Source organism: Cellulomonas sp. RIT-PI-Y, from assembly GCF_025642745.1.
GTDB lineage: Bacteria > Actinomycetota > Actinomycetes > Actinomycetales > Cellulomonadaceae > Cellulomonas.
On the sequence record NZ_JANZKP010000048.1, the window covers coordinates 1 to 26,197 of the forward strand.

The following is a 26,197-nucleotide window of genomic DNA, read 5'->3' on the forward strand; positions in this document are numbered from 1 at the left end:
GGTCGACCAGCGCGCCCAGCCGGGACAGTGCGCGGTAGTACTTCTTGCGGTAGCCCCCGGCCAGCATCTGCTCGCTGAACAGGGAACCGGCCCCGGCGGAGCCGAGCAGGACCGGCACGTCACGGTCGTAGAGCCGGTCGACCAGCACGACCAGCCGCAGGGCGACGTCCTGGTCCGGGACCGGTCCCGCGGCGGTGAGGCCGACCAGGCTGGTGCCCTCGACCAGCGCGCCGTACCGGGACGGATGCACGCGGGACAGGTGCCGGAGGAGTGCGGACCAGTCGTCACAGGTGGCCCCGGGCACAGCGGCGGTCGCGGTGCGGACCGCGTCGTCGTCCAGCGGGGTGGTGTCGGTGACGGTGGCGCGGGCGCGGTAGTCCGGGCCGTCGATCCGCAGCACCTCGAACCGGCCGGACAGGTCCTGGATCTCCCGCAGGAAGTCGTCCGCGGCGAACCGGCCCTCGCCCAGGGACTCGGGCAGTGTGTTGGAGGTGGCGGCCAGCGCGACGCCGCGGTCGGTGAGCTCGCGCAGCAGCCGGGACATCAGCACGGTGTCGCCGGGGTCGTCCAGCTCGAACTCGTCGATGCAGACCAGGCGCCGGTCGGACAGGGCGTCCACGGTGGCCCGGAAGCCGAGCGCCCCGACCAGGTTGGTCCACTCGACGAAGGTGCCGTACGCGGAGTTCTCGACCGCCGATGCCAGCGAGGTCAGCAGGTGGGTCTTGCCGACGCCGAACCCGCCGTCCAGGTACACCGCGGGCACCGGGGCCTTGCGCCGGAACAGGCCGGTGCGCCGGGAGGTGAGCGTGGTCGCGACCTCGCGCAGCCGGGCGAGGGCGGCGGCCTGGGACGGGTGCCCGGGGTCCGGTCGGTAGGTGTCGAAGGACTCGGCGGCGAAGTGCGGCGGCGGCACCCGCTCGGCCAGCAGCCGTTCCGGAGCCACCTGGGGGTTCCGGTCGGTCAGGGACGCCGTCGTCGGCGTGGTGCGGCTGGTCACGGGCGGACAGCCTAGGCGGCCGGATCCGATCCGGCGACAGGCGACCGCCCCGGCACCCGAGCGCCCCACCGCCTGCACACCCGTCCGCGATCCTGCGTACCCTCGCCCCATGCCCCCGGAGCTGCCCACCCTGGACATCCTGCTGCCCGCCGAACGCGCCGGTGAGCGCCTCGACCCGACGCCGGGCGAGCCGGTGCTGCACGCCTTCTACGCCCACCCCGCCCCCCGGCCGGGCCGGAGCACCGCAGTGCGGGCGAACATGATCGCCACCCTGGACGGTTCCGCCCAGGGACCGGACGGCCGTTCGCGCAGCATCAACGGGCCCGCGGACTGGCGGGCGTTCCGGGTGCAGCGCGCGGTGGCGGACGTGGTGCTGGTCGGCGCCGGGACCGCCCGGGACGAGGGCTACGGACCGTTGCGCGTCCCCGCCGATCTGCGGGCGGCCCGTGCCCAGCGCGGACAGGACGAGCGGCTGCCCCTGGCCCTGGTCACCCGGACCGGCACGCTGCCGACCGCACTCCGGGACGTCGCGCCGGAGGACCGGCCTTACGTGATCACCGTGTCGGGCAACCCGCGTCTGGCCGAGCTGGACCCGGACCGGCTGATCGTGGCCGGGGACACCACGGTCGATCTGGCCGCCGCCCTGGACGCGCTGGCCGACCGCGGACTGACCCGGGTGCTCGCGGAGGGCGGCCCGCGGCTGCTGGGCGACCTGACCGCGGCCGGACTGGTCGACGAGCTGTGCCTGAGCACCAGCCCGGTGCTGACCGGCGGGCCCGGCGTCCGGCCGGTGCACACCCAGGACTGGTTGTCCCCCACCGTGTCGGCGAGCCCGGCGCACCTGTTCCACAGCGACGGGATGCTGCTCGGCCGGTGGCTGTTGCGGCCCGGCGGGCTAGGCTCGCAGGCGTGACCGACACGATCCTGGTCCTCACGGAGGACACCCTGACCTCGGCGGATGTGGCGCACATCCTCTCCCTGCACGACGGCGAGCAGCTGGACTACCGGGTGCTGGTCCCGGCGGACACCGAGCGCAACGTCCTGGTCTCGCTGGTGGACCAGCTGAGCCTGGGCGAGCTGCGCGAGGCGCTCGACACGGTGCTGGGCCGCGAGCCCGCTCCGGACCGCGCCACCGCCGATGCCGCCCAGCAGCTGTCCGGGTCGCTGGAGGCGCTGTCCGCCGCCGGCGCACGGGCCACCGGCACCGTGGTGGACGACGACCCGCTGCCCGCCCTGCGCGCCGCGCTGACCGAGACCGGGGCCCGTGAGGTGGTGGTCGCCACCTACCCGCACGCACTGGAGGACACCTTCCACCAGGACTGGGCGTCCCAGGCCCGCGAGGAGCTGCACACGCCGGTGCTGCATCTCTACCTGGGCACCTCCGAGCTGGGCTGAGCACGACCGTCGCCGACGGCAGAAGGCCCGGTCCCCCACCAGGGGACCGGGCCTTCCGGCCAGCGGGTCGGGATCCCGTGGTCGGAACCCTCGCGCTCAGAGCACCCGCGCTCAGAACCCCGTGCCGGTGACCTCGGGGTAGTGCCGCCGGAACTTGCGCACCTGGTTCACCCCGGCCAGGAACGCGTACCAGCGGCGCTTGAGCCCGGCGTCCGCCCGGTAGCGCAACGGGTGCGCCACCCGGCCCGCGGCGATCAGACCGCGCACCCGGGCGGCCAGCGCCGGGTCGAGCACGTACCGCAGCAACAGCCGGTGCGGCAGGATCGAGTAGAGCACCGAGCCGTCGACCACCACCGGGTCCACCGCGTGGTCCAGCACCCGGTCCTCGACCAGGAACCGCGCGACGTTCGCCCCGGCCGCGGTGACGTAGTAGTTGTTCCGGCCGATCCGGGGGTTCACCTCGAAGAACCGGAAGCTGCCGTCCCGCGGGTCGACCTTCACGTCGAAGTTCGCGAAACCCACGTAGCCGACCTCGCGCAGGAACCGGGCCGCCTGGTCCAGCATCTCCTGCTCCCGGGTGACCACCATCGCCGCCGGGTTCCCCAGACCGGAGGGCGTGTGCTCCTCCAGCAGGACGTGCGCCGAGCACAGCAGGGTGATCGACCCGCGGGCGTCGACGTAGGCGGTGATCGACCGCATCTGGGTGTCGTCGCCGCCGATCAGCTCCTGGACCACGAACCGGCCGCGGTAGCCGGCGGTCCGCAACGAGGACCACAGCGCGGCCAGCTCGTCGGCGTCGGCGATCTCGAAGACCTTAGCCTTCCCCGGGAACTCGACCTCCTGGTAGTCCGCGCTGCTGGCCGCCTTGGCGATCAGCGGGTAGCCGACGTCCACCGGCACCGGCTCCCAGTCGTCCGCGGCACCGGAGAAGTCCTGCACGATGGTCCGCGGCACCGAGAGCCCCGCCGCCACCGCCGCCTCCGCGAAGGACGCCTTGTCGGAGAGCCGCTCCAGCAGCTCCTCGGACAGGAACGGCACCACGTAGAACGGCTCCAACTCCGTCCGGTGCTGGACGACCACCCGGACCAGCCAGTCCGAGTTCGCCAGCAGCACCAGCCGGGCCGGGGCGTCGCCGTGCTCGCGGGCGACCGCCAGCAGCTCGTCCACCAGCTGCCGCGGGTCGTGCCCGTCGGCGACCAGCCGGACGTCCAGGATGGCCGAGTCCGCGATCGGACCCAGCGCCGCCCCGGCGACCACCGTGCTGCGGACCCCGTACTCCTCGTGGAACGCGCGGGCCAGCGCGTAGACGCCGATGTCGGCGCCCAGGATCACCGGCCGGACGACGGCACCGCTCGCGGTCACGCGTCCTGCTCGCTGCGGTCGCCGGACCACTCGGTGTGGAAGGTGCCGTCCTTGTCGGTGCGGCGGTAGGTGTGCGCACCGAAGAAGTCGCGCTGCGCCTGGATCAGCGCCGCCGGAAGTCGCTCGGCCCGCACGCCGTCGTAGTAGGACAGCGACGAGCTGAACGCCGGGGTCGGCACCCCGGCCAGCGCGGCCTGCGACACCACCCGTCGCCAGGCCGGGACGCCGTTGGCGACCGCGGAGGTGAAGTACTCGTCCGACAGCAGCAGCGGCAGGTCCACGTCACGCTCGTAGGCCTCGGTGATCCGGTTCAGGAACCGGGCGCGGATGATGCAGCCGCCGCGCCAGATCCGGGCCATCGCGCCGCGGTCGATCTGCCAGTCGTTCTCCGCGGAGGCCGCGGCGATCTGGTCGAAGCCCTGCGAGTACGCGACCACCTTGGAGGCGTAGAGCGCCAGCCGGACGTCCTCGATGAAGGCCTCCCGGTCGGTGACGTGGAAGTCCTCGGCCAACGCGGGCAGCGCCCGCACGGCGGCGGCCCGCTGCGGCACCGAGCCGGACAGCGCCCGGGCGAAGGTGGCCTCGGCGATGCCGGTGATCGGCACCCCGAGGTCCAGGCCGTTCTGCACGGTCCAGCGGCCGGTGCCCTTCTGCTCCGCCTGGTCCAGCACGATGTCCACGAACGCGGACCCGGTCTCGGCGTCGACGTGGGCCAGCACGTCGGCGGTGATCTCGATCAGGAAGGACTCGAGGTCGCCCTCGTTCCAGGACTTGAAGATCTCGGCGATCTCGGCCGCGGAGGCGCCCAGCCCCTGCTTGAGCAGGTCGTAGGCCTCGGCGATCAGCTGCATGTCGGCGTACTCGATGCCGTTGTGCACCATCTTGACGAAGTGTCCAGCACCGTCGGCACCGACATAGGTGCAGCACGGCACGCCGTCGACCTTGGCGGAGATGTCCTCCAGGATCGGGCCGAGCACCGCGTAGGACTCGCGCGAACCGCCGGGCATAATCGACGGGCCGAGCAGCGCGCCCTCCTCACCACCGGAGACGCCGGACCCGACGAAGTGCAGGCCCTTCTCCTTCAGCGCCGCCTCGCGCCGGATGGTGTCCGGGAAGTGCGCGTTCCCGGCGTCGATCACGATGTCGCCCTCCTCCAGCAACGGCACCAGCTCGTCGATCACGGCGTCGGTCGGACCGCCGGCCTTCACCATGACGATGACCTTGCGCGGCCGCTCCAGGCTCGCGACGAAGTCCTCGACCGACTCGGACGGCACGAAGGTGCCCTCGTCGCCGTGGTCCGCGATCAGCGACTCGGTCTTGGCGTAGGAGCGGTTGTGCACCGCGACGGTGTAGCCGTGACGGGCCAGGTTGCGGGCCAGGTTGCGGCCCATGACGGCCAGGCCGGTGACGCCGATCTGTGCAGCGGACATCGGGTGTGCTCCTTCGGGAAAACGAGGCGACTGTCGTGCCTGTTCAGCCTAGTCGCCGTCGCCCCGCCCGGGCCCTGGTGTCCACGGCGCGCCTGCCCCGCCGTCGCACGGCCCGCCCCTAGCCTCCATGCCATGTCCACCGGTCCCCGCAGCGCACCGCCGGAGTTCATCCGTGCCCTGCGCTCGCTGCGCGGCGTGCCGATGCGGCCCGAGGTCAGCCTGGACGAGGTGCCCGGTCCGGCCCGGATCGCGCCCTACACCGCCGCGCTCAACGCCGAGGTCCGCACCGGCCGGCACGATCCGGACGCCGACGAGCTGGCCTCCGGCCGGTTCGTGGTCCTGCACGACCCCGCCGGGCAGGACGCCTGGGAGGGCTCGTTCCGGTTGGTGACCCTGGTGCGTGCGGTGCTGGAGCCGGAGGTCGGCCAGGACTCGCTGCTGGCCGAGGTCGCCTGGAGCTGGCTGTCCGAGGCGCTCGGCCGCGCGGACGTCGACATCCGTGCCACCGGCGGCACGGTCACCCGGGTGCTGTCCCAGAGCTTCGGCGCGCTCGACGAGCGTCCGGAGCTGTGCGAGCTGGAGATGCGGGCGTCCTGGACCGCCGCCGACGAGAACCTCGCCCCCCACCTGCAGGCATGGGGCGAACTGCTGTGCACGGTGGCCGGTCTGCCGCCGCTCCCGGAGGGCGTCGTCGCCCTCGGGCCCCGTCACTGAGCCACGAATTCGGGTGAAAGCCTCAAGTCGCGGGTGAAATCCGCCGATAGATGAGGCAACCGAACATCAGGGGGACAGTGCAGTGAGCTACGACCCGATGCACCCGGGCGGCAGATCCGCCGCCGCGGTGCAGACCCGCCGCCCGGCCGGTGCACCGCAGCGCCGGGGACTGGGCCAGATGTGCGTCGTGGTCACCGAGCTCAAGCCGGGCGACTCCGCGATCCTGGTCCGTAACCTGCGTCGCCGCGGATCGGGGCGGGTCATCCTGCTCGCCCGCCGGGCCGGGCGTCAGGAGCTGGTCACCCTGCTGACCGGCGGCCTGCGCGGCGCCGTCGCCACCGACCCCAATGCCCCGGACCCGGCGGAGGCCGCCGCCCCGTTCGCCGCCGCCCCGGGAACCCGGGCCGCGCACACCCGCCCGGAGCTGACCTCCCGCGAGCTGAGCGTGCTGCGCCTGGTCGCCGACGGCTACTCGAACCGCGCGATCGGCGAGGAGCTCGGCCTGTCCGCGCTCACCGTGAAGAGCCACCTGGCCCGGATCTCCCGCAAACTCGGCACCGGCGACCGCGCCGCCCTGGTCGCGATCTCCATCCGGACCGGCCTGTTCAGCTGATCGGCTACCGTCTCCAGGTGACTCGACGCACCCGGATCGGTGCGCTGGCCTGGGCCTCGATCATCCAGTACTTCGTGGTGCTGCTGGTCGTCCGGTCGGCGTGGGACCTGCCCTACAGCTCGCTCACCCACGCGATCAGCGACCTCGGGGCGGTGTCCTGCGGGGAGTTCTCCGGCCGTCAGGTGTGCTCCCCCTGGCACCTCACCGCGAACATCTCCTGGACGATCACCGGGGCGACGCTGGCCGCGGGTGCCGTGCTGCTGCGCCCCGTGCTCCCCCGGCGCCGGACCGCCCTGGCCGGCGTCGTCCTGCTGGTGCTCTCCGGCTTGGGTGAGCTGTCGGTCGGCCTGCACCCGGAGGACGCGGGGCCGGTGCACGTGCCCTCCGCGGTGATCGCGATCGGCTGCGGCCTGCCCGGCATCCTGCTGGTCGGCTGGTCGCTGCGCCGCCTGGACGGCTGGCGGGCGATCGGGTGGGCCGGGGTGGCGATGGGCGTGATCGGGCTGCTCGCGGTCGCCGTGCTGTTCGGGTTCCCCGGGCACGCCTTCGGCCTGTTCGAACGGATCGCCGCGTACCCGATCCTGCTGTGGTGCCTGGCATGCGGGGTGGGGGTCCTGCGCCGGCGACCGCAGGAATAGCGCCCCGCCCAGCGCGCCCGTCCGACACGCCGTCCGACACGCCCTACGGTGGGAGCATGCAGACGACTCCGGCCGGTACCCCGGCCGACGAGACACCGGTCGCCCGGGAGGGCGGCACGACCGACGAGAGCCCCACGGTCGTCCCTCTCACCGAGCCGGCCGACGGCATCCCTCCGGTGATCGACACGCCCGAGGCCTACGCCGAGGTGGTGCGCGCGTTCGGCGCCGGGACCGGCCCGGTCGCCGTGGACGCCGAGCGCGCGTCCGGCTACCGCTACGGCCAGCACAACTACCTGGTCCAGCTCCGCCGGGAGGGTGCCGGGACCGCGCTGATCGACCCGGCGGCGCTGCCGGACCTGTCGGCGCTCTCCGATGCCCTGGTCGGCGTCGAGTGGGTGTTCCACGCCGCTTCCCAGGACCTGCACCCGCTCGCCGAGCAGGGCATGCAGCCGAGCCGGGTGTTCGACACCGAGCTCGGTGCCCGGCTGCTCGGACTGGACCGGGTCGGCCTGGCCGCCGTGGTCGCCGAGCTGCTCGGTCTGGGCCTGGCCAAGGAGCACTCCGCCGTCGACTGGTCCACCCGTCCGCTGCCCGAGCAGTGGCTGCGCTACGCCGCGCTGGACGTGGAGGTGCTGGTCGACCTGCGCGAGGTGCTGGCCGAGCGGCTGGCCGTCGCGGGGAAGGCGCAGTGGGCCGCCGAGGAGTTCGAGGCGGTCCGGCTCGCACCGCCGCCCGCGCCCCGGGTCGACCCCTGGCGCCGGGTGTCCGGCGTGCACGCCATCCGCGACCCGCGCCGCCTGGCCGTGGTCCGCTCGCTCTGGCAGGCCCGGGACGAGAACGCCCGCCAGCGGGACATCTCCCCCGGCCGGGTGCTGCCGGACGCCGCCATCCTGGCCGCCGCGCAGTCCCTGCCCCGCTCGGTGCCGCAGCTGACCGCCCTGCCGCAGTTCGCCGGCAAGGGCACCCGTCGCCGCGCCGTGCTCTGGCAGCGGGCGATCGACACCGCCCTGGCCCTGCCCGACGACGAGCTGCCCCCGTCCCGGGGACCGCGCTCCGACGGTCCGCCGCCTCCCCGCAGCTGGCCGGATCGCGACCCGGCCGCCGCGGCCCGGCTGGCCGCCGCCAGGGAGCTGGTCGCCGGGCTGTCCGAGCAGCATCACGTGCCGGTGGAGAACCTGCTCCAGCCGGACCTGCTGCGCCGGGTGTGCTGGGCTCCGCCCGCTCCCGCGGATGTGGACGGCCTGACCGCCCGGCTCCGCGAGGGCGGCGCGCGGGAGTGGCAGATCGGGCTGATCGCGGAGCCGCTGGCCGCCGCGTTCGCCGCGATCGACTGACTCCTCGCGACAGCCTCCCACCAGCGGGTTAGGGTCCTGCACGACCGGACACCGTCGTCCAGGGAGACCGCATGCGCCACATCCGCCCGTCCGTCGACCCCGTCACCACCGCGGCCGCCCCCGATCGGCCCCGGCCGCCGGAAGCCCTGGGGGCGGCGGACACCGCCCGGCTCGCCGAGCTGCTCCCGCACGGGTGCCCGGCCGATCTGCCCGCCGAGCCGGACCACCAGGTGGCCCAGGTGACGGTCGAGGAGGTCAGCACACCGGCCGGGCGGGTGGCGGTGATCACGCTCGACTCCCCGGACGGCCGCCGCCCGACCACCCTCGGCCCCCGCGGACTGCTGGCGCTGTACGACGCGACCCGGCAGGTGGCCGAGCACGGCGACGGCCTGGTCGCGGTGGCGGTCACCGGCCGTCCGGGCTGCTTCGTCGCCGGGGCCGACCTCACGGTGGCCCGCCGGCTCCGGGACACCGCCGACGCCCGGGCGCTGGCCGAGCTCGGACACGCCGCGCTGCGCCCGTTCGGCGAGCTGCCGGTGCCCACGGTCGCCTGGATCACCGGGCACGCGATCGGCGGCGGCCTGGAACTCGCCCTGCACTGCGATCACCGGGTGGTCGCCGAGGGGGTCCGCTCGCTCGGCGTGCCGGAGGCCTCCCTCGGCATCGTGCCCGGCTGGGGCGGCACCTGGCTGCTCCCCCGGCTGGTCGGGCTGCCGACCGCGATCGACCTCGCGATCCAGCGCCCCGCGCAGAGCCGGCTCACCGACGCCGGCACCGCGGCCCGGATCGGCCTGGTGGACGCGGTGTTGCCCGCCGAGGACTTCGCCATGCGGGCGATCGAGTGGACGCTGGGCCACACCGACGCCCCGGACCGCGACCACGGACCCCGGGTCCCCGACGCCGAGGACCCGTCGACCGCCGACGCCGCCGGGCAGGCGCTGGACGCCCGGCTGCACGGCGCCGCCCCGGCGTACCCCCGCGTGCTGGCGCTCCTGTCCGCGACCGAGGACCGGGACACCGCCTTCGCCGCCGAGGACGACGCGCTGGCCGAACTGCTGGTCGCGGACGAGACCCGGGCCGCGCTCTACGCCTCGGACCTGGTCGGCCGGGCACACCGTCCGGCGCCCACCGAGGCGCTGCCCCGGGAGATCCGCCGGGTGGGCGTGGTCGGCGCGGGGCTGATGGCGGCGCAGCTCGCGGTGCTGATCGGCGGTCGGCTCGGCGTGCCGGTGACCCTGCGGGAGATCGACGAGGAACGCGCCGCGGCCGGACGGGAGCGGATCGCCGCACTGGTCGACCAGCTGGCCGGCAAGGGCCGGGTCGACCCCACGGTCGCCGACCTGTTCACCGTCGGCACCGACCTGTCCGCGCTGGCCGACGCCGACCTGGTGATCGAGGCGGTCACCGAGGTGCTGGAGGTCAAGCGTCAGGTGTTCGCCGAGCTGGAGCGGGTGGTGCCGTCGACCACGATCCTGGCCACCAACACCTCCGCGCTGTCCGTGACGGCGATGGCCAGCGGCCTCGACCACCCGCGCCGCGTGGTCGGCCTGCACTTCTTCAACCCGGTGGACCGGATGCCCCTGGTCGAGGTGGTCGCCACCGCCGGCGCCGACCCGGTCGCGGTGACCACCGCCGCGGATCTGGCCCGCCGGTGCGGCAAGACGGTGGTGCGGACCGCCGACGCCCCGGGGTTCGTGGTGAACCGGGTGCTGCTGCGGATGCTCTCCGACGTGCTGGCGTCGGTGCAGGACGGCGCACCGGTGGAGGTCGCCGATCGGGCGCTGGACCCGCTGGGACTGCCGATGAGTCCGTTCGCCCTGCTGGACCTGGTCGGGCTGGGCGTCGGCGGGCACGTGCTGAGCAGCCTGCACCGCGATCTGGGCGACCGGTACCGGCTGTCCCCCGGTCTGGACACGCTCACGCAGCAGGGACGCGCGGTGTCCCGTTCGGGACCGGCCGGCACCCGGGTGGTCGATCCGGCGATCCAGGAGGCGTTCGGCGCCCCCGGTGACCTGACCGAGCAGGACGTCCGGGAGCGGGTGCTGCGCGGCCTCGGCGAGGAGATCCGGCTGCTGCTGGCCGACCGCGTGGTCGACGGTCCCGAGCAGGTGGACCTGGCGATGATCCTCGGCGCGGGCTGGCCGGCCCATCTGGGCGGGATCACGCCGTACCTGGTGCGGACCGGGCACCTGGAGCCCTGAGGCTCAGAAGACCGTCAGCCCCCGGGCCCGGAACTGACCGCGCACCCGCTCGACCAGCTCGGGCGACGGCGCCCGGGTCTCGGTCAGCTCGTAGGTCATGCCCAGAGCGGCCCACTTGTCCTGGCCCATCTGGTGGAAGGGCAGCACCTCGACCCGGCTGACCGTGGACAGCGTCGACACGTAGTCGGCGACCGCCTCGACGTTCTCCTCCGCGTCGGTCAGGCCCGGGACCAGCACGAACCGGATCCAGATCTCGGTCCCGCTGTCCGCGACCCGGCGGCCGAAGTCCAGGGTCGGCTGCAGGTCGCGGCCGGTGGTCTTCTTGTACGTCTCCGGGATACCGGACTTCACGTCCAGCAGCACCAGGTCGATGTCCTCGAGCATGGCGTCCGAGCAGTGCGCGCCCAGGTAGCCGGAGGTGTCGATCGCGGTGTGGACGCCGAGCTCCTTGGCACCGCGCAGGATGTTCGCGACGAAGGCCGGCTGCATCAGCGGCTCGCCGCCGGAGATGGTCAGGCCACCGCCGGTCACCTCGAACACCTTGGTGTAACGCCCGATCCGCTTGAGCAGCTCGTCGGCGCCGATCGGCTCGCCCCGGCGCATCTCCATCGTGTCGGGGTTGTGGCAGTAGAGGCAGCGCAGCGGGCAGCCGGACAGGAAGGTGGTCATCCGGGTGCCGGGGCCGTCGACCGCGGTCACCAGTTCCCAGGAGTGCAGCGATCCGAGCTCGCCGGCCCGCATCTGGGACAGCTTCTCCGACCGCTCGGCGTCGGAGGTCGTCATCCCCGCGGTCCCGGCGCTGGACCGGCTGTGCGATCCCCCGATCACCGGCACGCCCAGGTCGATCACCGGGGCTCCCGTGGTCTGCGTGGTCATCTCGGGCCCTCCTGACGGGCTGCACTGCGGGTGGTGGAGACGGGACGGGCCCGTCGGGAACGCTGGTCCCCGACGGGCCCGGCCCGGTGGTCGTCCGAGGGGTCAGAGCCCGCCGTGGAACGTCCGGGAGAGCACGTCGAGCTGCTGCTCGCGGGTCAGCCGGACGAAGTTCACCGCGTAGCCGGAGACCCGGATGGTGAGCTGCGGGTAGTTCTCGGGGTGCTCCATGGCGTCCTCGAGGGTGTCCCGGTTCAGCACGTTCACGTTCAGGTGGTAGCCGGACTGGACGTTGTAGGCGTCCATCAGGCCGACCAGGTTCGTGATCTGCTCGTCGCGCTCCCGGCCGAGGCCGGAGGGCACCACGGTGCTGGTCAGGGAGATGCCGTCCATCGCCTCGGAGTACGGCAGCTTGGCCACCGACATCGCGGAGGCGAGCATGCCGTGCGAGTCGCGCCCGTTCATCGGGTTGGCGCCCGGGGCGAACGGCTCACCGGCCCGGCGGCCGTCCGGGGTGTTCCCGGTGGCCTTGCCGTAGACCACGTTCGACGTGATCGTCAGCACGGACTGGGTGTGCAGCGAGTTCCGGTAGGTCTTCTGCGCCCGGATCTTCTCCATGAAGGACTTCACGATCGCCACCGCGATGTCGTCCGCGCGGTCGTCGTCGTTGCCGTACTTCGGGAAGTCGCCGTCGATCACGTAGTCCGTGACCAGACCGTCCTCGTCGCGGACCGGGGTGACCGTGGCGTACTTGATCGCCGACAGGGAGTCCGCCACCACCGACAGGCCGGCGATGCCGCAGGCCATGGTCCGCAGGATCTCCTTGTCGTGCAGGGCCATCTCGATGCGCTCGTAGGCGTACTTGTCGTGCATGTAGTGCACGCAGTTCAGCGCGTCGACGTAGGTCTCGGCCAGCCAGTCGAGCAGCTTGTCGTACTTGGCGGACACGTCGTCGAAGTCGAGGACGTCACCGACCACCGGCGCGGACACCGGGGCGACCTGCTTGCCGGAGACCTCGTCGCGGCCGCCGTTGATCGCGTACAGCAGCGCCTTGGCGATGTTGACCCGGGCGCCGAAGAACTGCATCTGCTTGCCGACCCGCATCGGGGACACGCAGCAGGCGATCGCCGCGTCGTCGCCCCAGGAGGTGCGGATGAGCTCGTCGGACTCGTACTGGATCGCCGAGGTGTCGATCGACACCTGCGCGCAGAACCGCTTGAAGCCGTCGGGCAGCCGGTTGCTCCACAGCACGGTCAGGTTCGGCTCCGGGGCCGGGCCGATGTTGTAGAGGGTCTGCAGGAAGCGGAAGGACGACTTGGTGACCAGCGGCCGACCGTCCTCGCCGATGCCCGCGATCGACTCGGTGACCCAGGTCGGGTCGCCGGAGAACAGCTCGTCGTACTCCGGGGTCCGCAGGAAGCGGACGATGCGCAGCTTGATGACGAAGTCGTCGATCAGCTCCTGCGCGAACTCCTCGGTGATCGTGCCGTTGTCCAGGTCGCGCTGCAGGTACACGTCCAGGAAGGTCGAGGTGCGGCCCAGCGACATCGCCGCGCCGTTCTGCTCCTTCACCGCGGCCAGGTAGCCGAAGTACAGCCACTGGATGGCCTCGCGGGCGGTGGTGGCCGGGCCGGAGATGTCGTAGCCGTAGGAGGCCGCCATCTGCTTCAGCTCGTTCAGCGCCTTGATCTGCTCGGCGTTCTCCTCGCGGTCGCGGATGACGTCCTCGACCGAGCGCTCCATGTCGAGCTCGTGGCGCTCCATCCGCTTGCCCTCGATCAGGGCGTCGACGCCGTACAACGCCACCCGGCGGTAGTCGCCGATGATCCGGCCGCGACCGTAGGCGTCGGGCAGGCCGGTGATGATGTGGGACGACCGCGCGGCGCGGACGTTGGGCGGGTACACGTCGAAGACGCCGTCGTTGTGCGTCTTGCGGTACTCGCTGAAGATCTTGTCGACCTCGGGGTCGACGTCGTAGCCGTAGGTCTGCAGCGACTTGACGACCATCCGCCAGCCGCCGTTGGGGATCATGGCGCGCTTCAGCGGGGCGTCGGTCTGCAGGCCGACGATCAGCTCGTTGCCCTCCGAGATGTACCCCGGGGCGTGCGAGGTGATCGTGCCCGGCACGTGGTTGTCGATGTCGTAGACACCCTTGGCGCGCTCCTCGGGGAACATCGCCGACAGCGTGGCCCACACCCCCGTGGTGCGCTCGGTCGGACCGGCGAGGAACGTCGCGTCGCCGTTGTACGGGGTGTAGTTCCGCTGGATGAAGTCACGGACGTCAATGCCGTCGCACCACGGGCCGGTGACGAACCCGTCCCAGGCGTCCGCGGTGGCGTCGGCGCCGGTCTGGGGTACTGCGGTGGTGGCCATGAGAGCTCCCTCGCTTGAATCGGTACTCGTGACGCTATTCACGAGGTCATGGGATGTCTTGGGACCTCCGTCCCGAGTCGTCCCGATCGCCCTGTGAGGGCGCTCACGCGCGGAGGCGGCAACCGGTCCCCGAGCTGCCGGTCGGGCCGACGTCGGCCGGTCGCGGTCGGCCTTGGTCGGCCGAGTTCGGTACATCGGCACCGACATCGGTACCCGAGCGACCGAACTCGACGCGGATGTGCCGAACTCAGGGGGCGAGGGGGTCAGGCGAGCTCGGCCGCGATCCGCTCGGCGGTCAGGCCCGCCGACGTCAGGACCTCGTCCCGCGTGCCGTGCGCCAGGAACTCCCGCGGCAACCCGAACGCGCGCACCGGCACGTCCCGCACCGCGAGCGCCACGCCGGCCCCCACGCCGCCCTCGCGCAGCCCGTCCTCGATCACGGCGACCTGGGCGTGCTCCCCCGCCAGCCGCACCAGTGCCGACGGCACCGGCAGCACCCAGCGCGGGTCGACCACGGTCACCCCGCGCTCCAGCGCGTGCGCGACCGCGAGCGCCGTCGGCGCCATCGCCCCGACCGACACGATCAGCACCGGGTCCGGCCCGTCCCGGTGGAACAGCACGTCCACCCCGTCCCGGACCTCGATCGCCGGCACCGGCTCCGGCAACGCCCCCTTGGGGTACCGCAGCACCGTCACGGCGTCGCGGACGTCGACCGCCTCGCGCAGGGCCGTCCGCAGGGTGTCGCCGTCCCGGGGCGCGGCCAGGCGCAGCCCGGGCACCAGGCTCAGCATCGCCAGGTCCCACATCCCGTGGTGACTGGGCCCGTCGTCGCCGGTGATCCCGGCCCGGTCCAGCACCAGCGTGATCCCGGCCCGGTGCAGGGCGGCGTCCATCAGCACCTGGTCGAAGGCCCGGTTCAGGAAGGTCGCGTACAGCGCCACCACGGGGTGCAGTCCGGCGAAGGCCATCCCGGCGGCGGTGGTGACGGCGTGCTGCTCGGCGATCCCGACGTCGACGATCCGGCCCGGGAACGCCTCGCCGAACGGCGCCAGCCCGACCGGTTGCCGCATGGCCGCGGTGATCGCCACCAGGTCGGGACGGTCCCGGCCCAGCGCGAGGACCTCCTCGGCGAACACCCCGGTCCAGCCGAACCGCGACGGCACCACCGGCAGCCCGGTCTCCGGGTGGATCCGGCCGACGGCGTGGAACCGGTCGGCGACGTCCTGCTCCGCGGGGGCGTACCCACGGCCCTTCTCGGTCAGTGCGTGCACCACCACCGGGCCACCGGCGGCCCGGGCGCCCCGCAGCGCGACCTCCAGCTCGGCGACGTCGTGCCCGTCCACCGGACCGATGTAGCTGAGGCCCAGCTCCTTGATGATCCCCTCGACCCCGCGGCGCATCATCCCGCCGACGGTGGGCGCGTACGAGCGGCCGTTGTCGTTCACCACCACGACCAGGCGGCGCGGGGTGCCGTCGGCGATGTTGTTCAGCGCCTCCCATGCCATCCCGCCGGTGAGCGCGCCGTCGCCGATCACCGCCACCACCGTGCGGTCGCCGTCCCCGGACAGCGCCCGGGCGTGCGCGATGCCGTCCGCCCAGGACAGCGCGGTCGAGGCGTGCGAGTTCTCCACCACGTCGTGCGCGGACTCCGCCCGGGAGGGGTAGCCGGACAGCCCGTCCCGGCGTCGGAGCCGGTCGAAGTCGCGGCGGCCGGTCAGCAGCTTGTGCACGTAGGACTGGTGCCCGGTGTCGAAGACCAGGGTGTCCCGCGGCGAGTCGAACACCCGGTGCAGGGCCAGGGTCAGCTCGACCACACCGAGGTTCGGTCCCAGGTGGCCGCCGGTCCGCGAGACCCGGTCGACCAGGAACTCCCGGATCTCGGCGGCCAGGACGTCCAGCTCCGGCCCGCGCAGCGCGCGCAGGTCCTCGGGGCCGTCGAGGCCGTCCAGCAGTGCCATGCGAGCACGCTAGGCGGCGCGGGGACTCATCGCCCGCCGAGACGCACCGGGCCGCGCGCCGTGGTCCGCCCCGCGGCGTCGACCGTCACGTCCACCGGTGCACCGGCGAACCGCAGCCCGCGGACCTCGACCGCCCCGAGCGACGCCGAGCCGGTCACGCCCAGCACCCCGCCGGGCGCGTCCGGGCGCAGCCCGAGCACCGAGGTCAGCACCGCGACCGAGGACGCCGCGGACCAGGCCTGCGGACGGCAGGCGGCCGGGTACGGCACGGCCGCCGGGACCGTGCCCCGCGCGTCGCCGGAGAACAGCTCGGGCAATCGGTGACCGAAGTCGACGGCGGCGGCGAGCACCCCCTCGGCCAGGGTGGCGGCCTCGGCGGGGAACCCGGCCCTGGCCAGTCCCTGGATCACGATGGCGGTGTCGTGCGGCCAGACCGCGCCCCCGTGGTAGCGCAGCGGCCAGAACCCCGCGGAGCCCTCCGCCATGGTGCGCAGCCCGTAACCGGAGTTCATCGCCGGGTCGACCAGCCGCGCGGCGACCAGGGCCTCCTCCTCGGCGCAGAGGATCCCGGTGCCGAGCAGATGACCCATGTTGCTGGTCACGGTGTCGACGGTCCGGCCGTGCGCGTCGAGGGCGATCCCCGGGTACGTGCCGCGGTCGTCCGAGACCCAGAACCGGTCCCGGAACCGGGTCGCGAGCTCGGCGGCCCAGTCGCGCCAGCGGTCGCCGCCGTCCCGCCCGAAGGCGTCCAGCAGCGCGGCACCGCCGATCGCGGCCTCGTGGGCGTAGCCCTGCACCTCGGCCAACGCGATCGGCCCCTCGGCGAGCTCGCCGCTCCGCCACTGCACCGAGTCCCCGGAGTCCTTCCAGCCCTGGTTCGCCAGGCCGGTGCCGGACTCGTCGCGGTAGGCGAGGAAGCCCCGCTCGTCCCCGGCGGCGGCCAGCCACTCCAGCGCCCGTTCCAGGTGCGGCAGCATCGCCTCGACCTCGGCGGTGGGCATCCCCCAGCGCCAGGCGTCGTGCAGCAGGCAGACCCAGAGCGCGGTGGCGTCGACGGTGCCGTAGTACACCGGGGGCAGGACGGTGCCCTCGCCGGGGATGTGCAGGGTGGCCCGGCGCACCTCGTGCAGGATCTTGCCGGGCTGCTCGGCCGTCGCGGGGTCGTCCTCGGTGCCCTGCAGCACGGCCAGCGTCCGGAGCGTCCCGGCGGCGACCTCGGTGCCCAGCGGCAGCAGCATCCGCGCGGCCCAGATCGAGTCCCGGCCGAACAGGGTGAAGAACCAGGGCGCACCGGCGGCCAGGAACACGTCCTCCGGCGCGAAGGAGGCCGACAGCCGCAACGACGCCAGGTCGGTCAGCGACTGGTCCAGCAGCTCCGGGATCCGCCGGTCCGCGGCCACCACGGTGGGCACCGACCACTCCGGCTCCGACCGCGCGGGGGCGTGCACCACCGGGTTCGCGTCGGTGATCTCCAGGGTCCAGCTGACGGCGGCGGGCCGGCCGGTGGCGGCGGACAGGCCCCAGCTCAGCACCAGGTCGTCGCCGTCGGTGCGCAGGGTGGCGCCGGGGGCGGTCAGGCGGGTGTCGATGTCCTGGTCCGACCGCCACCGGGCCACCGACCCGTCCACGGTCACCTCCGGCGCGTCCACCGGCCCGAGGCCGGCCTTCACCCGGTCCATCGGGGACCCGTCCGGCCGCAGTCGCAGCTGCACGGTGCCGGTGACGGGCACGGCGGTGGAGCAGCTCAGGGTCAGGTCCTCGGTGACCGTTCCCGGTCGCACCGTCCGGACCCGGTCCAGCCGCGCGGTCGGGTCGGCGCCCGGACCGTCGACACCCCGGGTCAGGGCGGTGACCCGCACCCGGCCGAGTCCGTCCGGCGCACCGCCGATCGACTCCGGCTCCTGTCCGTCGACGGTCAGCACCGCGCTCGACACCACCCGGACGTCGCCGTGCAGCACCCCCTGGGCGCCGTCGCGGATCTGCCCGTCCTGAGCCGACCAGGCCTGGGTCGGGGCGTGCACGGCGGCCAACAGGTCGTGCAGCAGGGGCTGGAGCTCCATCGGGTCCTCACTCGGGGTGGCAGGGCTGGGTCCTGACCTCGACTCTAGGAGCGGGTTTTGAGCGTTCCAATTCCCGAGTTGGAACGATCAAGTCCACGGGCGCAAGATCAGCTCGTCCCGGTCAGCGAGGAGGCGACCCATGAGCAGCAGCACCACCACCCGGCCCACGCTGGAGATCGTCGCCCGGCACGCCGGGGTGTCGCGCCAGACGGTGTCCAACGCCCTCAACGCGCCCCACGTGGTCAAGGCCGCCACCCTGCAACGGGTCCGCGCCTCGATCGACGAGCTCGGCTACCGCCCCTCCTCCGCCGCCCGCCAGCTGCGGACCCGGCGGTCCCGCGTCCTCGGACTGCGCCTGGAACCGGTGCAGGACGGGATCAACGGCGCGGTGCTCGACCGGTTCCTGCACGCCCTCACCGACTCCGCCCAGGAGCGCGGCTACCGGGTGATGCTGTTCACGGCCGCCGACGACCGGCAGGAGATCGCCCGCTACGGCGAGCTGCTGGACACCGACGACCTGGACGCCTTCGTCCTGACCAGTACCCACCGGGACGACCACCGCGCAGCCTGGCTCACCGAGCACGGCATCCCGTTCGTCACCTTCGGCCGCCCGTGGGCCGCCCAGGACCAGGGCGGCCACCCCTGGGTGGACGTCGACGGACGGTCCGGCACCCAGGCAGCGGTCGCACACCTGCGGGAGCTCGGCCACCGCCGGATCGCCTTCCTCGGCTGGCCGGAGGGCTCGGACCTCGGCGCCGACCGGGCCGCGGGCTGGCTGACCGGGATGGCGGACCGCGGGTTGTCCACCCGCGAGCTGCAGCGGCTCCGGGTCGGCGTGCCGGACGGAGTCGCCACCGGCGCCCAGGGGACCGAACGCCTGCTCGCCGACGCCGACCCCACCGCGATCGTCGCCGCCTCCGACTCCCTGGCGCTCGGCGCCCTCACCGTGGCCCGGCGGAACCGGGTCGCGGTGGTCGGGTTCGACGACACCCCGGTCGCCGCGGCCGTCGGACTCAGCTCGGTGGCCCAGCCGCTGACCGCGGCCGCCGGTGCCGCGGTCGACCTGCTGCTCGCCCAGCTCGGCGAGGGCGGCCCGGTCCCCGACCGCCAGGTGCTGCTCAGCCCGCACCTGGTCCGCCGCGCGACCTCCACCCCGCCACCGGCGCACTGATCCTGCCTCTCCCACCCCTGTTGCAAAGGAGCACTCCCATGCGCACCACCCGCCTCGCGGCGACCACGGCCCTCGGGGCCGCCGGTCTGCTCGCCCTCACCGCCTGTGGCGGCTCCGGATTCGACGACAGCGGCTCCGACGCGTCCTCCGGCAGCGGCTCCGGTCTGGACATCCTGATCGGCTCCTCCGGCGACGCCGAGACCGACGCGGTGAACGCCGCTGTCGCCGCCTGGTCCGAGCAGTCCGGCATCGACGCGACCGTCCGGGTCGCCTCCGACCTGAACCAGGAGCTGTCCCAGGGCTTCGCCTCCGGTGACCCGGCCGACGTGTTCTACGTCTCCGCCGACTCCTTCCAGTCCTACGCCGCCAACGGCTCGCTGTACTCCTACGGCGACCAGCTCGACGCGGTCGACGACTTCTACCCCAGCCTGGTCGACCAGTTCAGCTACGACGGCAGCCTGGTGTGCGCGCCCAAGGACTTCTCCACCCTGGGCCTGATCATCGACAACACCGCCTGGACCGCGGCGGGCCTGACCGATGCGGACATCCCGACCACCTGGGACCAGCTGTCCGACGTCGCCGCGAAGCTCACCACCGGCGACCAGAAGGGTCTCGCGTTCTCCGGCGAGTACGCCCGGGTCGGTGCCTTCCTGGCCCAGGCCGGCGGCACCATGACCAACGCCGACGGCACCGAGGCCACCGTGGACTCCCCGGAGAACCTGGCCGGTCTCACCTACGTGCAAGAGCTGCTGAACTCCGGCAACGCCGCCTACGCGGCCGACCTCGGCACCGGCTGGGGCGGCGAGGCCTTCGGCACCGGCAAGGCCGCGATGACCATCGAGGGCAACTGGATCACCGGCGCCATGGCCAACGACTACCCGGACGTCGACTACCGGGTGGTCGAGCTGCCCGCCGGCGACGGCGGCCAGGGCACGCTGCAGTTCACCAACTGCTGGGGCGTCGCCGCCGACTCGGCCGACCAGTCCGACGCGGTCGACCTGGTCAACTATCTGACCGCCGCCGACCAGCAGCTGGGCTTCGCGAAGGCCTTCGGCGTGATGCCCTCCGTGCAATCCGCGGCCGACGGCTGGCGCGACCTCTACCCGGACCAGGCGGCCTTCATCGACTCGGCCGACTTCGCGCAGAACGTCGTGAACGCCCAGGGCGCCTCCGACGTGATCACCGACTTCAACGCCCAGCTCGAGGGACTGGCCTCCGGTGACCCGCAGACGATCCTGTCCTCGGTGCAGACCAACCTGCAGGCCGTGCTGGACCAGAACAACTCCTGATGGCACACGCAGCGCGGCGCCGTGAGACCGCATCGGGGTGGGCGTTCATCGCCCCGATGCTGGTCGTGCTCGGTCTGTTCCTGGTCGTTCCGGTTCTGATGGCGGCATGGGTCAGCGTCTCGGACTGGAACGGCCGGGGCAGCCCGCTGTCCTCCGACGTCGGATTCGTCGGCCTGGACAACTACCGGGACCTGCTGCTCGGCGGCGGACTCGCGACCCAGGACTTCGGCACCGCGCTGCGCAACAACGTCTACTACGTGCTGCTGGTGGTGCCGCTGCAGACCGCGCTGGCCCTCTTCCTGGCCAGCATGGTCAACCGGAAGGCCCTGCGCGGCCGCGGATTCTTCCGCACCGCGTTCTACTTCCCGTCGGTGACCAGCTCGGTCGCGATCACGGTGCTCTGGCTGTTCCTGTTCTCCGCCTCGGGCACCGTGAACGCGGTCCTGGCCAAGCTGTCGATCACCGGCCCGAACTGGTTCAACGAGCCGCGCGGCGTGATCCACCTGCTGCTCGGCACGGTCGGCGTCGACTCCGCCCCGGCCGCCCTGGCCCAGCACGGGTTCCTCGGCATCCCGTTCTGGCAGTGGCTCGCCGGACCGTCGGTGGCGATGACCGCGTTCATCCTGCTGGCGATCTTCACCACCTCGGGCACCTTCATGCTGCTGTTCCTGGCGGCGTTGCAGGCGATCTCCGGTGAGGTCGAGGAGGCCGCCGTGATGGACGGGACCTCGGCCTGGCAGCGGTTCCGCCTGGTCACCCTGCCGATGCTCAAGCCCACCGTCTTCACCGTGATCACGCTGGGGCTGATCGGCACCTGGCAGGTCTTCGACCAGATCTACACCGGCACCCAGGGCGGCCCGGCCAAGACCACGCTCACCCCGGCGTACCTGTCCTACAACGCCGCCTTCGCCAACAACCAGTGGGGCCGGGGCGCCGCGATCGCCTTCGTGCTGTTCGCGATCATCGTGCTGTTCACCGTCCTGCAACGCTTCGCCCTGCGGGAGCGGGGCGTACCGCGTCGCAAGCGCTTCTACACCGACGGAGTGCCGCGATGAACCGCCGCCTGCTGACCAGCTCGCTGACCTACGCCGTCCTGGTCGTCATCGCGCTGATCTTCATCTTCCCGTTCCTGATCCAGATCTCGACCAGCTTCAAGACCGACGCGGAGGCCGCCCAGAACGCCATCGGCCTGATCCCGCAGACCTGGTCCACCGCCGCCTACGAGCGCCTGTTCCTGCGCTCGGACTTCCCGCTCTGGTTCCGGAACTCGGTCGTCGTCACCGTCGTGGTCACCGTCGGCCGGGTCGCGATCGACTCGCTGGCCGGCTACGCCCTGGCCCGGATCCGGTTCCGCGGTCGCGGACTGGTGTTCGCCGGGCTCGTCGCCGTGATGGCGGTGCCGAACGTGGTCCTGCTGATCCCCAAGTTCCTGGTGATCAAGCAGGTCGGGATCTACAACTCCTTCGCCGGGCTGATCATCCCGCTGCTCGCGGACGCCGCCGGGATCTTCATCATGAAGAACTTCTTCGAGTCCATCCCGTCCTCGGTGGAGGAGGCCGCCCGGCTCGACGGCGCCAGCACCTTCCGGCTGTTCCGGTCCATCGTGCTGCCGATGGCCCGGCCCGCCGTGATCACCATCGTCATCCTGTCCTTCCAGGGATCGTGGAACGAGCTCAGCCACTTCATCGTGGCCTCGCAGGACCCCCAGCTGGTCACCCTGACCAAGGGCGTCGCCCAGCTCGCCTCCGGGCAGCTGTCCCAGGGCACCCAGTACCCGCTCAAACTCGCGGCAGCGGCGATCATGACCATCCCGGTCGCCGTGCTGTTCTTCGTCTTCCAGCGCCGGATCATGAACCAGAGCGCCGGGGCGGTGAAGGAGTAGTCAGGCCAGCTCGTCGGCGGTGGGGGCGGTGATCGCGGCGCCCGCCCCCCAGCCGTCGGCCGTCGCCTCGAACGCCACGGAGGCCAGATCGGCGCGCATCCACCGGATCAGGTCGTCCGGACCGATCCCGTACTCGTAGACCACCCGCTCCGGCAGCTGGTCCAGGTGCCAGTCCTCCGACGCGGGCAGGTTCCCGGCGAGCGCATCCCGGTCCAGCACCACCCGGTAGGCCTGCACGGGCACGCCGTCGACCTGGGTCGATCCCCCGGTCGGCTCCACCGCCAGGATCGCGCCCTCGAACAGCGCGATCGTGGCGAACGGGTCCGCGGCACCGAAGGACTCCGCCTCCGCGTCGTCCAGCCGGAGGAACCGGCCCGTGCCGCCCGAGCGGGAGTACAGCGCGCCGTCGACCAGCCGGACCTCGCCGGCCACCGCGCCGTCGCCGTCCAGGGTCCGCACCTCCAGGTCCACCGCGTCGTCGCGGTAGACCGCCCGGGTGATCACGGTGCCCTCCCCGCCCGCCCGGTACGTCATCGCCTTCGTGACGGTCACGGACCGCGCCGCACGGGAGGCGGTCAGCACCCGGTCGGCGAAGTCCTCCGTTGTCAGCTCCGTCGGCGTGGCGGAGCTCGTCCCGCCGGCGTGAGGGACCGTCGTGCCGATGGCGCGGCCCCCGCCACCGGCGGCGCACCCGGTGAGACAGAGGGCGAGGACGCCGGTCGCGGCGACCAGGGAACGCAGGGACACGGGCAGACCTCCAGGACAGCGGCGCGGACCCGGCGCACGCTACGCACCCGGGACCGGTACCCAGGGGCCGCTGCCGCCCGTCTAGGTAGACTCGGGTGGAAAGGGGTACCTCCATGCGCTTCCTGCCCGGGCATCAGCCCAGCTCCGACCTCACCTACGGCGACGTCTTCATGGTCCCGTCCCGGTCCGAGGTCGCGTCCCGATTCGACGTCGACCTGTCCGCCGTGGACGGCACCGGCACCACCGTCCCGATCGTGGTCGCGAACATGACCGCCGTCGCCGGCCGCCGCATGGCCGAGACCGTCGCCCGACGGGGTGGCCTCGCCGTGATCCCCCAGGACATCCCGGTCGACGTCGTCGCCGACGTGGTCGCCTCGGTCAAGGCCAAGCACACCGTGGTCGAGTCGCCGGTCACCGTGTCCCCCCAGGACACCGTGCACACCGCGCTCACCCTGATCGGCAAGCGCTCGCACGGCGCGGCGGTGGTCGTGGACGACAACCGTCCGGTCGGCGTGATCACCCCGGCCGACTGCCAGGGCGTCGACCGGTTCACCCAGATCGCCGACGTGATGACCACCGACCCGACCACCGTCGAGCTCTCGGTCGTCGAGTCCGGCGGCAGCGCCGGACTGGCGGCGGCCTTCGAGCGCCTGCACGCCGCCCGGCGCAAGTTCTCCCCCGTGGTTCGCGACGGCGAGCTGGTGGGCGTCCTGACCCAGGTCGGCGCGCTGCGGTCCTCGATCTACCGTCCCGCGGTCGACGCCCGGGGCCGCCTCCGGGTCGCCGCGGCCGTCGGCATCAACGGGGACGTCCGCGCCAAGGCCGCCGCCCTGCTCGACGCCGGGGTGGACGTGCTGGTCGTGGACACCGCCCACGGGCACCAGCGCAAGATGCTGGACGCGCTGGCCGCGGTCCGGTCCCTCGACCCGCAGGTCCCGGTCGTGGCCGGGAACGTCGTCACCGCCGAGGGCACCCGGGACCTGATCGAGGCCGGGGCGGACATCGTCAAGGTCGGCGTCGGCCCCGGTGCCATGTGCACCACCCGGATGATGACCGCCGTCGGCCGCCCGCAGTTCTCCGCCGTCCTGGAGTGCGCCGCCGAGGCCCGTCGGCTCGGCAAGCACGTCTGGGCGGACGGCGGGGTCCGGCACCCCCGCGACGTCGCTCTCGCGTTGGCCGCCGGAGCCTCGCAGGTGATGGTCGGCTCCTGGTTCGCCGGGACGCACGAGTCCCCCGGCGACCTGCACGAGGACGGCAACGGCCGGTTGTACAAGGAGTCCTTCGGGATGGCCTCCGCCCGTGCCGTCGCCGCCCGTACCCGTGGCGGATCGGCCTTCGACCGCGCACGCAAGGCGCTGTACGAGGAGGGCATCAGCTCCTCCCGGATGTACCTCGACCCGCAGCTGCCCGGCGTCGAGGACCTGATCGACCGGATCACCTCCGGTGTGCGCTCCTCCTGCACCTACGTCGGCGCCACCTCCCTGGAGGAGTTCCACGAGCGCGCGGTGGTCGGCATCCAGTCCGCCGCGGGCTACGACGAGGGCCGGCCGCTGCCCGACGGGTGGTGATCGGCGCGGCTAGGGTCGCCCTGTGACCCCGCCGCGTCCCGTCCTCGTCCTCACCCACGTCGCGCACGAGGGCCCGGGTCTGATCGCCCGGGCCCTCGACGGCGTGCCGTTGTCCACCCGGACCGTCGTCGACGACCCGCGTCCCGCACTGCCCTGCGTCGCCGACCTGGCCGGGCTGGTCGTGATGGGCGGCCCCCAGGACGCCGACGACGATCTGGGCCACCCCGGACTGCCCGCCGAACGCCGCCTGCTGGCCGCCGCTGTCGACGCCGGACTGCCCGTGCTCGGCGTCTGCCTCGGCATGCAGCTGCTCGCCCTGTCGCTCGGCGCCGGCCTGCACCGCCGGCACGGCACCCAGATCGGCTTCGGCGAGGTCGAGGTGGTCGATCCGGACCCCGTCCTCTCCCCCGCCGGTCCCCGCCCCACCGTCCTGCACTGGCACTCCGACGCCGTCGACCTGCCGTCGGGAGCACAACTGCTGGCGCGGGACGACGTCACCCCCGTCCAGGCGTTCCGGGCCGGGTCGGCGGTGGGTCTGCAGTTCCACCTGGAGGTCGACCCCACCATCCTCGACCTCTGGCTGGACACCCCCGTGATGACCGGAGATCTGGATGCCGAGGAGGTCGCCGCCGTCCGACTGGGATCGCGCCAGCACCTCGCCGCCCTCCGGCCCGCCGCCGACCTGGGCCTCGCCGCGTTCGCGCAGCAGGTGCGGGAGCGCGGATGACGGGCTCGCCGGGACCGATCTGGTCCATGGCGGAACGGACCGGTGACCGCGCCGGGGCCGCGCCTCGCGCCGCCGACGGCCTCCTCGACCAGGCCGCACCGAGCGGCCGGGCCGCCACCGACTCCCCCGCCCGTGCCGCCCTCGACGATCTGCTCGCGCTCTGCACCCGACGCCCCGTCTGGACCCCCGACCCGCTCGACGCCTTCGCCACCGGCACCGCGGTCCGCCGCTCAGCCGTCCTGGTCCTGTTCGGCGTGCTGGACGCGTATCCGGCCGACACCCCGTCCCCGGTCGTCGCCGCCGACCTCGACGTCCTGCTCACCCGCCGGTCGCCGACCCTCAGCCACCACCCCGGACAGGTCGCGTTCCCGGGTGGCGGCATCGACCCCGAGGACAGCGGACCCGAGGCGGCCGCCCTGCGGGAATCCGCCGAGGAGGCCGGTGTCGACCCCGCCGCCGTCCGCGTGCTCGGCACCCTGCCCGACCTGCCCGTCACCGCGTCCGACAACCTGGTGACCCCGGTCCTCGGCTGGTGGGACCGTCCGCACCGGATCGCCGCCACCGACCCTGCCGAGACCGTCGACGTCTTCCGCACCCCGGTGGCCGATCTGATCGACCCCGCCCACCGGGCCACCGCCGTCCTGCGGCACCGCGGCCGCGAGTACCGCGGCCCGGCGTTCGAGGTCGAGCGCGGCATCGTGGTCTGGGGATTCACCGCGTTCGTGCTCGACCGGCTGCTGGACGCGGTCGGGTGGTCGGTGCCGTGGGACGAAGGACGGACGGTGGCCGCGCCGGTGTGACCGTGGCGGATCAGGGGCGTTCCGCGCACCACAGCACGGGCGACCCCACCACCGGACATCACCCG

The 26,197-nt window shown here is 73.2% G+C and carries 22 protein-coding genes; 14 read left to right on the top strand and 8 right to left on the bottom strand.

The annotated features are described in order from the left end of the window. A partial coding sequence (gene zapE, locus OGL89_RS13450) for a cell division protein ZapE (protein WP_263120665.1) occupies positions 1 to 997 on the bottom strand: 997 nt, incomplete at its 3' end. Between the two features lie 109 nt (positions 998 to 1,106). On the opposite strand from zapE, the gene OGL89_RS13455 reads away from it, so the two are divergent. Together OGL89_RS13455 and OGL89_RS13460 are read left to right on the top strand one after the other, a co-directional pair. Next, complete coding sequence (locus OGL89_RS13455) at positions 1,107 to 1,910, top strand: dihydrofolate reductase family protein (RefSeq protein ID WP_263120666.1); 804 nt, start codon at positions 1,107 to 1,109, stop codon at positions 1,908 to 1,910. Next, positions 1,907 to 2,392, top strand: a complete 486-nt coding sequence (locus OGL89_RS13460) for a hypothetical protein (RefSeq protein ID WP_263120667.1) — start codon at positions 1,907 to 1,909, stop codon at positions 2,390 to 2,392. Before OGL89_RS13455 ends, OGL89_RS13460 begins: the two co-directional genes overlap by 4 nt. Before the next feature lie 111 nt (positions 2,393 to 2,503). Here the strand turns inward: OGL89_RS13460 and OGL89_RS13465 are convergent, their stop codons facing one another. Together OGL89_RS13465 and gndA are read right to left on the bottom strand one after the other, a co-directional pair. After that, positions 2,504 to 3,754, bottom strand: a complete 1,251-nt coding sequence (locus OGL89_RS13465; RefSeq protein WP_263120668.1) for a hypothetical protein — start codon at positions 3,752 to 3,754, stop codon at positions 2,504 to 2,506. Beyond that, positions 3,751 to 5,184: an NADP-dependent phosphogluconate dehydrogenase gene (gene gndA / locus OGL89_RS13470; RefSeq protein WP_263120669.1), complete on the bottom strand. Its 1,434-nt coding sequence runs from the start codon at positions 5,182 to 5,184 to the stop codon at positions 3,751 to 3,753. The genes OGL89_RS13465 and gndA overlap by 4 nt, the downstream gene beginning before the upstream one ends. A 132-nt stretch (positions 5,185 to 5,316) precedes the next feature. On the opposite strand from gndA, the gene OGL89_RS13475 reads away from it, so the two are divergent. From OGL89_RS13475 to OGL89_RS13495, 5 genes are all read left to right on the top strand, one after another. Next, the gene (locus tag OGL89_RS13475) at positions 5,317 to 5,898 is read left to right on the top strand and encodes a DUF3000 domain-containing protein (protein ID WP_263120670.1); all 582 of its coding nucleotides are present in this window, start codon (positions 5,317 to 5,319) and stop codon (positions 5,896 to 5,898) included. An 82-nt stretch (positions 5,899 to 5,980) separates the two neighbouring features. Beyond that, positions 5,981 to 6,511 (top strand): LuxR C-terminal-related transcriptional regulator, encoded by a 531-nt coding sequence (locus OGL89_RS16990; RefSeq protein ID WP_346770716.1) that lies wholly within the window; start codon positions 5,981 to 5,983, stop codon positions 6,509 to 6,511. A 17-nt stretch (positions 6,512 to 6,528) separates the two neighbouring features. Continuing rightward, complete coding sequence (locus OGL89_RS13485) at positions 6,529 to 7,149, top strand: DUF998 domain-containing protein (protein ID WP_263120671.1); 621 nt, start codon at positions 6,529 to 6,531, stop codon at positions 7,147 to 7,149. Between the two features lie 56 nt (positions 7,150 to 7,205). Further along, complete coding sequence (locus OGL89_RS13490; protein WP_263120672.1) at positions 7,206 to 8,483, top strand: ribonuclease D; 1,278 nt, start codon at positions 7,206 to 7,208, stop codon at positions 8,481 to 8,483. A 71-nt stretch (positions 8,484 to 8,554) separates the two neighbouring features. Beyond that, positions 8,555 to 10,684: a 3-hydroxyacyl-CoA dehydrogenase NAD-binding domain-containing protein gene (locus OGL89_RS13495; protein ID WP_263120673.1), complete on the top strand. Its 2,130-nt coding sequence runs from the start codon at positions 8,555 to 8,557 to the stop codon at positions 10,682 to 10,684. A gap of 3 nt (positions 10,685 to 10,687) precedes the next feature. Here the strand turns inward: OGL89_RS13495 and pflA are convergent, their stop codons facing one another. From pflA to OGL89_RS13515, 4 genes are all read right to left on the bottom strand, one after another. Then, complete coding sequence (gene pflA, locus OGL89_RS13500; protein WP_263120674.1) at positions 10,688 to 11,560, bottom strand: pyruvate formate-lyase-activating protein; 873 nt, start codon at positions 11,558 to 11,560, stop codon at positions 10,688 to 10,690. 102 nt (positions 11,561 to 11,662) lie between these two features. Beyond that, the gene (gene pflB / locus OGL89_RS13505; protein WP_263120675.1) at positions 11,663 to 13,930 is read right to left on the bottom strand and encodes a formate C-acetyltransferase; all 2,268 of its coding nucleotides are present in this window, start codon (positions 13,928 to 13,930) and stop codon (positions 11,663 to 11,665) included. A gap of 263 nt (positions 13,931 to 14,193) precedes the next feature. Beyond that, the gene (locus OGL89_RS13510; RefSeq protein ID WP_263120676.1) at positions 14,194 to 15,888 is read right to left on the bottom strand and encodes a 1-deoxy-D-xylulose-5-phosphate synthase; all 1,695 of its coding nucleotides are present in this window, start codon (positions 15,886 to 15,888) and stop codon (positions 14,194 to 14,196) included. Between the two features lie 26 nt (positions 15,889 to 15,914). After that, positions 15,915 to 17,948: a glycogen debranching N-terminal domain-containing protein gene (locus OGL89_RS13515; RefSeq protein WP_263120677.1), complete on the bottom strand. Its 2,034-nt coding sequence runs from the start codon at positions 17,946 to 17,948 to the stop codon at positions 15,915 to 15,917. 139 nt (positions 17,949 to 18,087) lie between these two features. Between OGL89_RS13515 and OGL89_RS13520 the strand changes: the two genes are divergently transcribed. Genes OGL89_RS13520 through OGL89_RS13535 form a run of 4 tightly spaced genes read left to right on the top strand, consistent with a single transcriptional unit; the run spans position 18,088 to position 22,290 of the window. Next, positions 18,088 to 19,119: a LacI family DNA-binding transcriptional regulator gene (locus OGL89_RS13520; RefSeq protein WP_263120678.1), complete on the top strand. Its 1,032-nt coding sequence runs from the start codon at positions 18,088 to 18,090 to the stop codon at positions 19,117 to 19,119. Between the two features lie 38 nt (positions 19,120 to 19,157). After that, positions 19,158 to 20,408: an extracellular solute-binding protein gene (locus OGL89_RS13525; RefSeq protein ID WP_263120679.1), complete on the top strand. Its 1,251-nt coding sequence runs from the start codon at positions 19,158 to 19,160 to the stop codon at positions 20,406 to 20,408. Next, positions 20,408 to 21,463: a sugar ABC transporter permease gene (locus OGL89_RS13530; protein WP_263120680.1), complete on the top strand. Its 1,056-nt coding sequence runs from the start codon at positions 20,408 to 20,410 to the stop codon at positions 21,461 to 21,463. The genes OGL89_RS13525 and OGL89_RS13530 overlap by 1 nt, the downstream gene beginning before the upstream one ends. Beyond that, entirely contained in the window at positions 21,460 to 22,290 is an 831-nt protein-coding gene (locus OGL89_RS13535) for a carbohydrate ABC transporter permease (protein ID WP_263120681.1), read from the top strand. The genes OGL89_RS13530 and OGL89_RS13535 overlap by 4 nt, the downstream gene beginning before the upstream one ends. Here OGL89_RS13535 and OGL89_RS13540 read toward each other — a convergent pair whose 3' ends face one another. Next, positions 22,291 to 23,037, bottom strand: coding sequence for a hypothetical protein (locus tag OGL89_RS13540; RefSeq protein WP_263120682.1), 747 nt, complete (start codon positions 23,035 to 23,037; stop codon positions 22,291 to 22,293). A 113-nt stretch (positions 23,038 to 23,150) separates the two neighbouring features. Between OGL89_RS13540 and OGL89_RS13545 the strand changes: the two genes are divergently transcribed. Genes OGL89_RS13545 through OGL89_RS13555 form a run of 3 tightly spaced genes read left to right on the top strand, consistent with a single transcriptional unit; the run spans position 23,151 to position 26,132 of the window. Beyond that, positions 23,151 to 24,605, top strand: a complete 1,455-nt coding sequence (locus OGL89_RS13545; protein ID WP_263120683.1) for a GuaB1 family IMP dehydrogenase-related protein — start codon at positions 23,151 to 23,153, stop codon at positions 24,603 to 24,605. A 22-nt stretch (positions 24,606 to 24,627) separates the two neighbouring features. Beyond that, positions 24,628 to 25,332 (top strand): type 1 glutamine amidotransferase, encoded by a 705-nt coding sequence (locus OGL89_RS13550; RefSeq protein ID WP_263120684.1) that lies wholly within the window; start codon positions 24,628 to 24,630, stop codon positions 25,330 to 25,332. Beyond that, complete coding sequence (locus OGL89_RS13555; RefSeq protein ID WP_263120685.1) at positions 25,329 to 26,132, top strand: CoA pyrophosphatase; 804 nt, start codon at positions 25,329 to 25,331, stop codon at positions 26,130 to 26,132. Before OGL89_RS13550 ends, OGL89_RS13555 begins: the two co-directional genes overlap by 4 nt. The last annotated feature ends 65 nt before the right edge of the window (positions 26,133 to 26,197 follow it).

Excerpts from the sequence above, each read along its gene's own strand:
- OGL89_RS13455 (WP_263120666.1), top strand. The coding sequence starts at position 1,107 with ATGCCCCCGGAGCTGCCCACCCTGGACATCCTGCTGCCCGCCGAACGC.
- gndA (WP_263120669.1), bottom strand. The coding sequence starts at position 5,184 with ATGTCCGCTGCACAGATCGGCGTCACCGGCCTGGCCGTCATGGGCCGC.
- OGL89_RS13475 (WP_263120670.1), top strand. The coding sequence starts at position 5,317 with ATGTCCACCGGTCCCCGCAGCGCACCGCCGGAGTTCATCCGTGCCCTG.
- OGL89_RS13490 (WP_263120672.1), top strand. The coding sequence starts at position 7,206 with ATGCAGACGACTCCGGCCGGTACCCCGGCCGACGAGACACCGGTCGCC.
- OGL89_RS13495 (WP_263120673.1), top strand. The coding sequence starts at position 8,555 with ATGCGCCACATCCGCCCGTCCGTCGACCCCGTCACCACCGCGGCCGCC.
- pflA (WP_263120674.1), bottom strand. The coding sequence starts at position 11,560 with ATGACCACGCAGACCACGGGAGCCCCGGTGATCGACCTGGGCGTGCCG.
- pflB (WP_263120675.1), bottom strand. The coding sequence starts at position 13,930 with ATGGCCACCACCGCAGTACCCCAGACCGGCGCCGACGCCACCGCGGAC.
- OGL89_RS13510 (WP_263120676.1), bottom strand. The coding sequence starts at position 15,888 with ATGGCACTGCTGGACGGCCTCGACGGCCCCGAGGACCTGCGCGCGCTG.
- OGL89_RS13515 (WP_263120677.1), bottom strand. The coding sequence starts at position 17,948 with ATGGAGCTCCAGCCCCTGCTGCACGACCTGTTGGCCGCCGTGCACGCC.
- OGL89_RS13520 (WP_263120678.1), top strand. The coding sequence starts at position 18,088 with ATGAGCAGCAGCACCACCACCCGGCCCACGCTGGAGATCGTCGCCCGG.
- OGL89_RS13525 (WP_263120679.1), top strand. The coding sequence starts at position 19,158 with ATGCGCACCACCCGCCTCGCGGCGACCACGGCCCTCGGGGCCGCCGGT.
- OGL89_RS13530 (WP_263120680.1), top strand. The coding sequence starts at position 20,408 with ATGGCACACGCAGCGCGGCGCCGTGAGACCGCATCGGGGTGGGCGTTC.
- OGL89_RS13535 (WP_263120681.1), top strand. The coding sequence starts at position 21,460 with ATGAACCGCCGCCTGCTGACCAGCTCGCTGACCTACGCCGTCCTGGTC.
- OGL89_RS13545 (WP_263120683.1), top strand. The coding sequence starts at position 23,151 with ATGCGCTTCCTGCCCGGGCATCAGCCCAGCTCCGACCTCACCTACGGC.
- OGL89_RS13555 (WP_263120685.1), top strand. The coding sequence starts at position 25,329 with ATGACGGGCTCGCCGGGACCGATCTGGTCCATGGCGGAACGGACCGGT.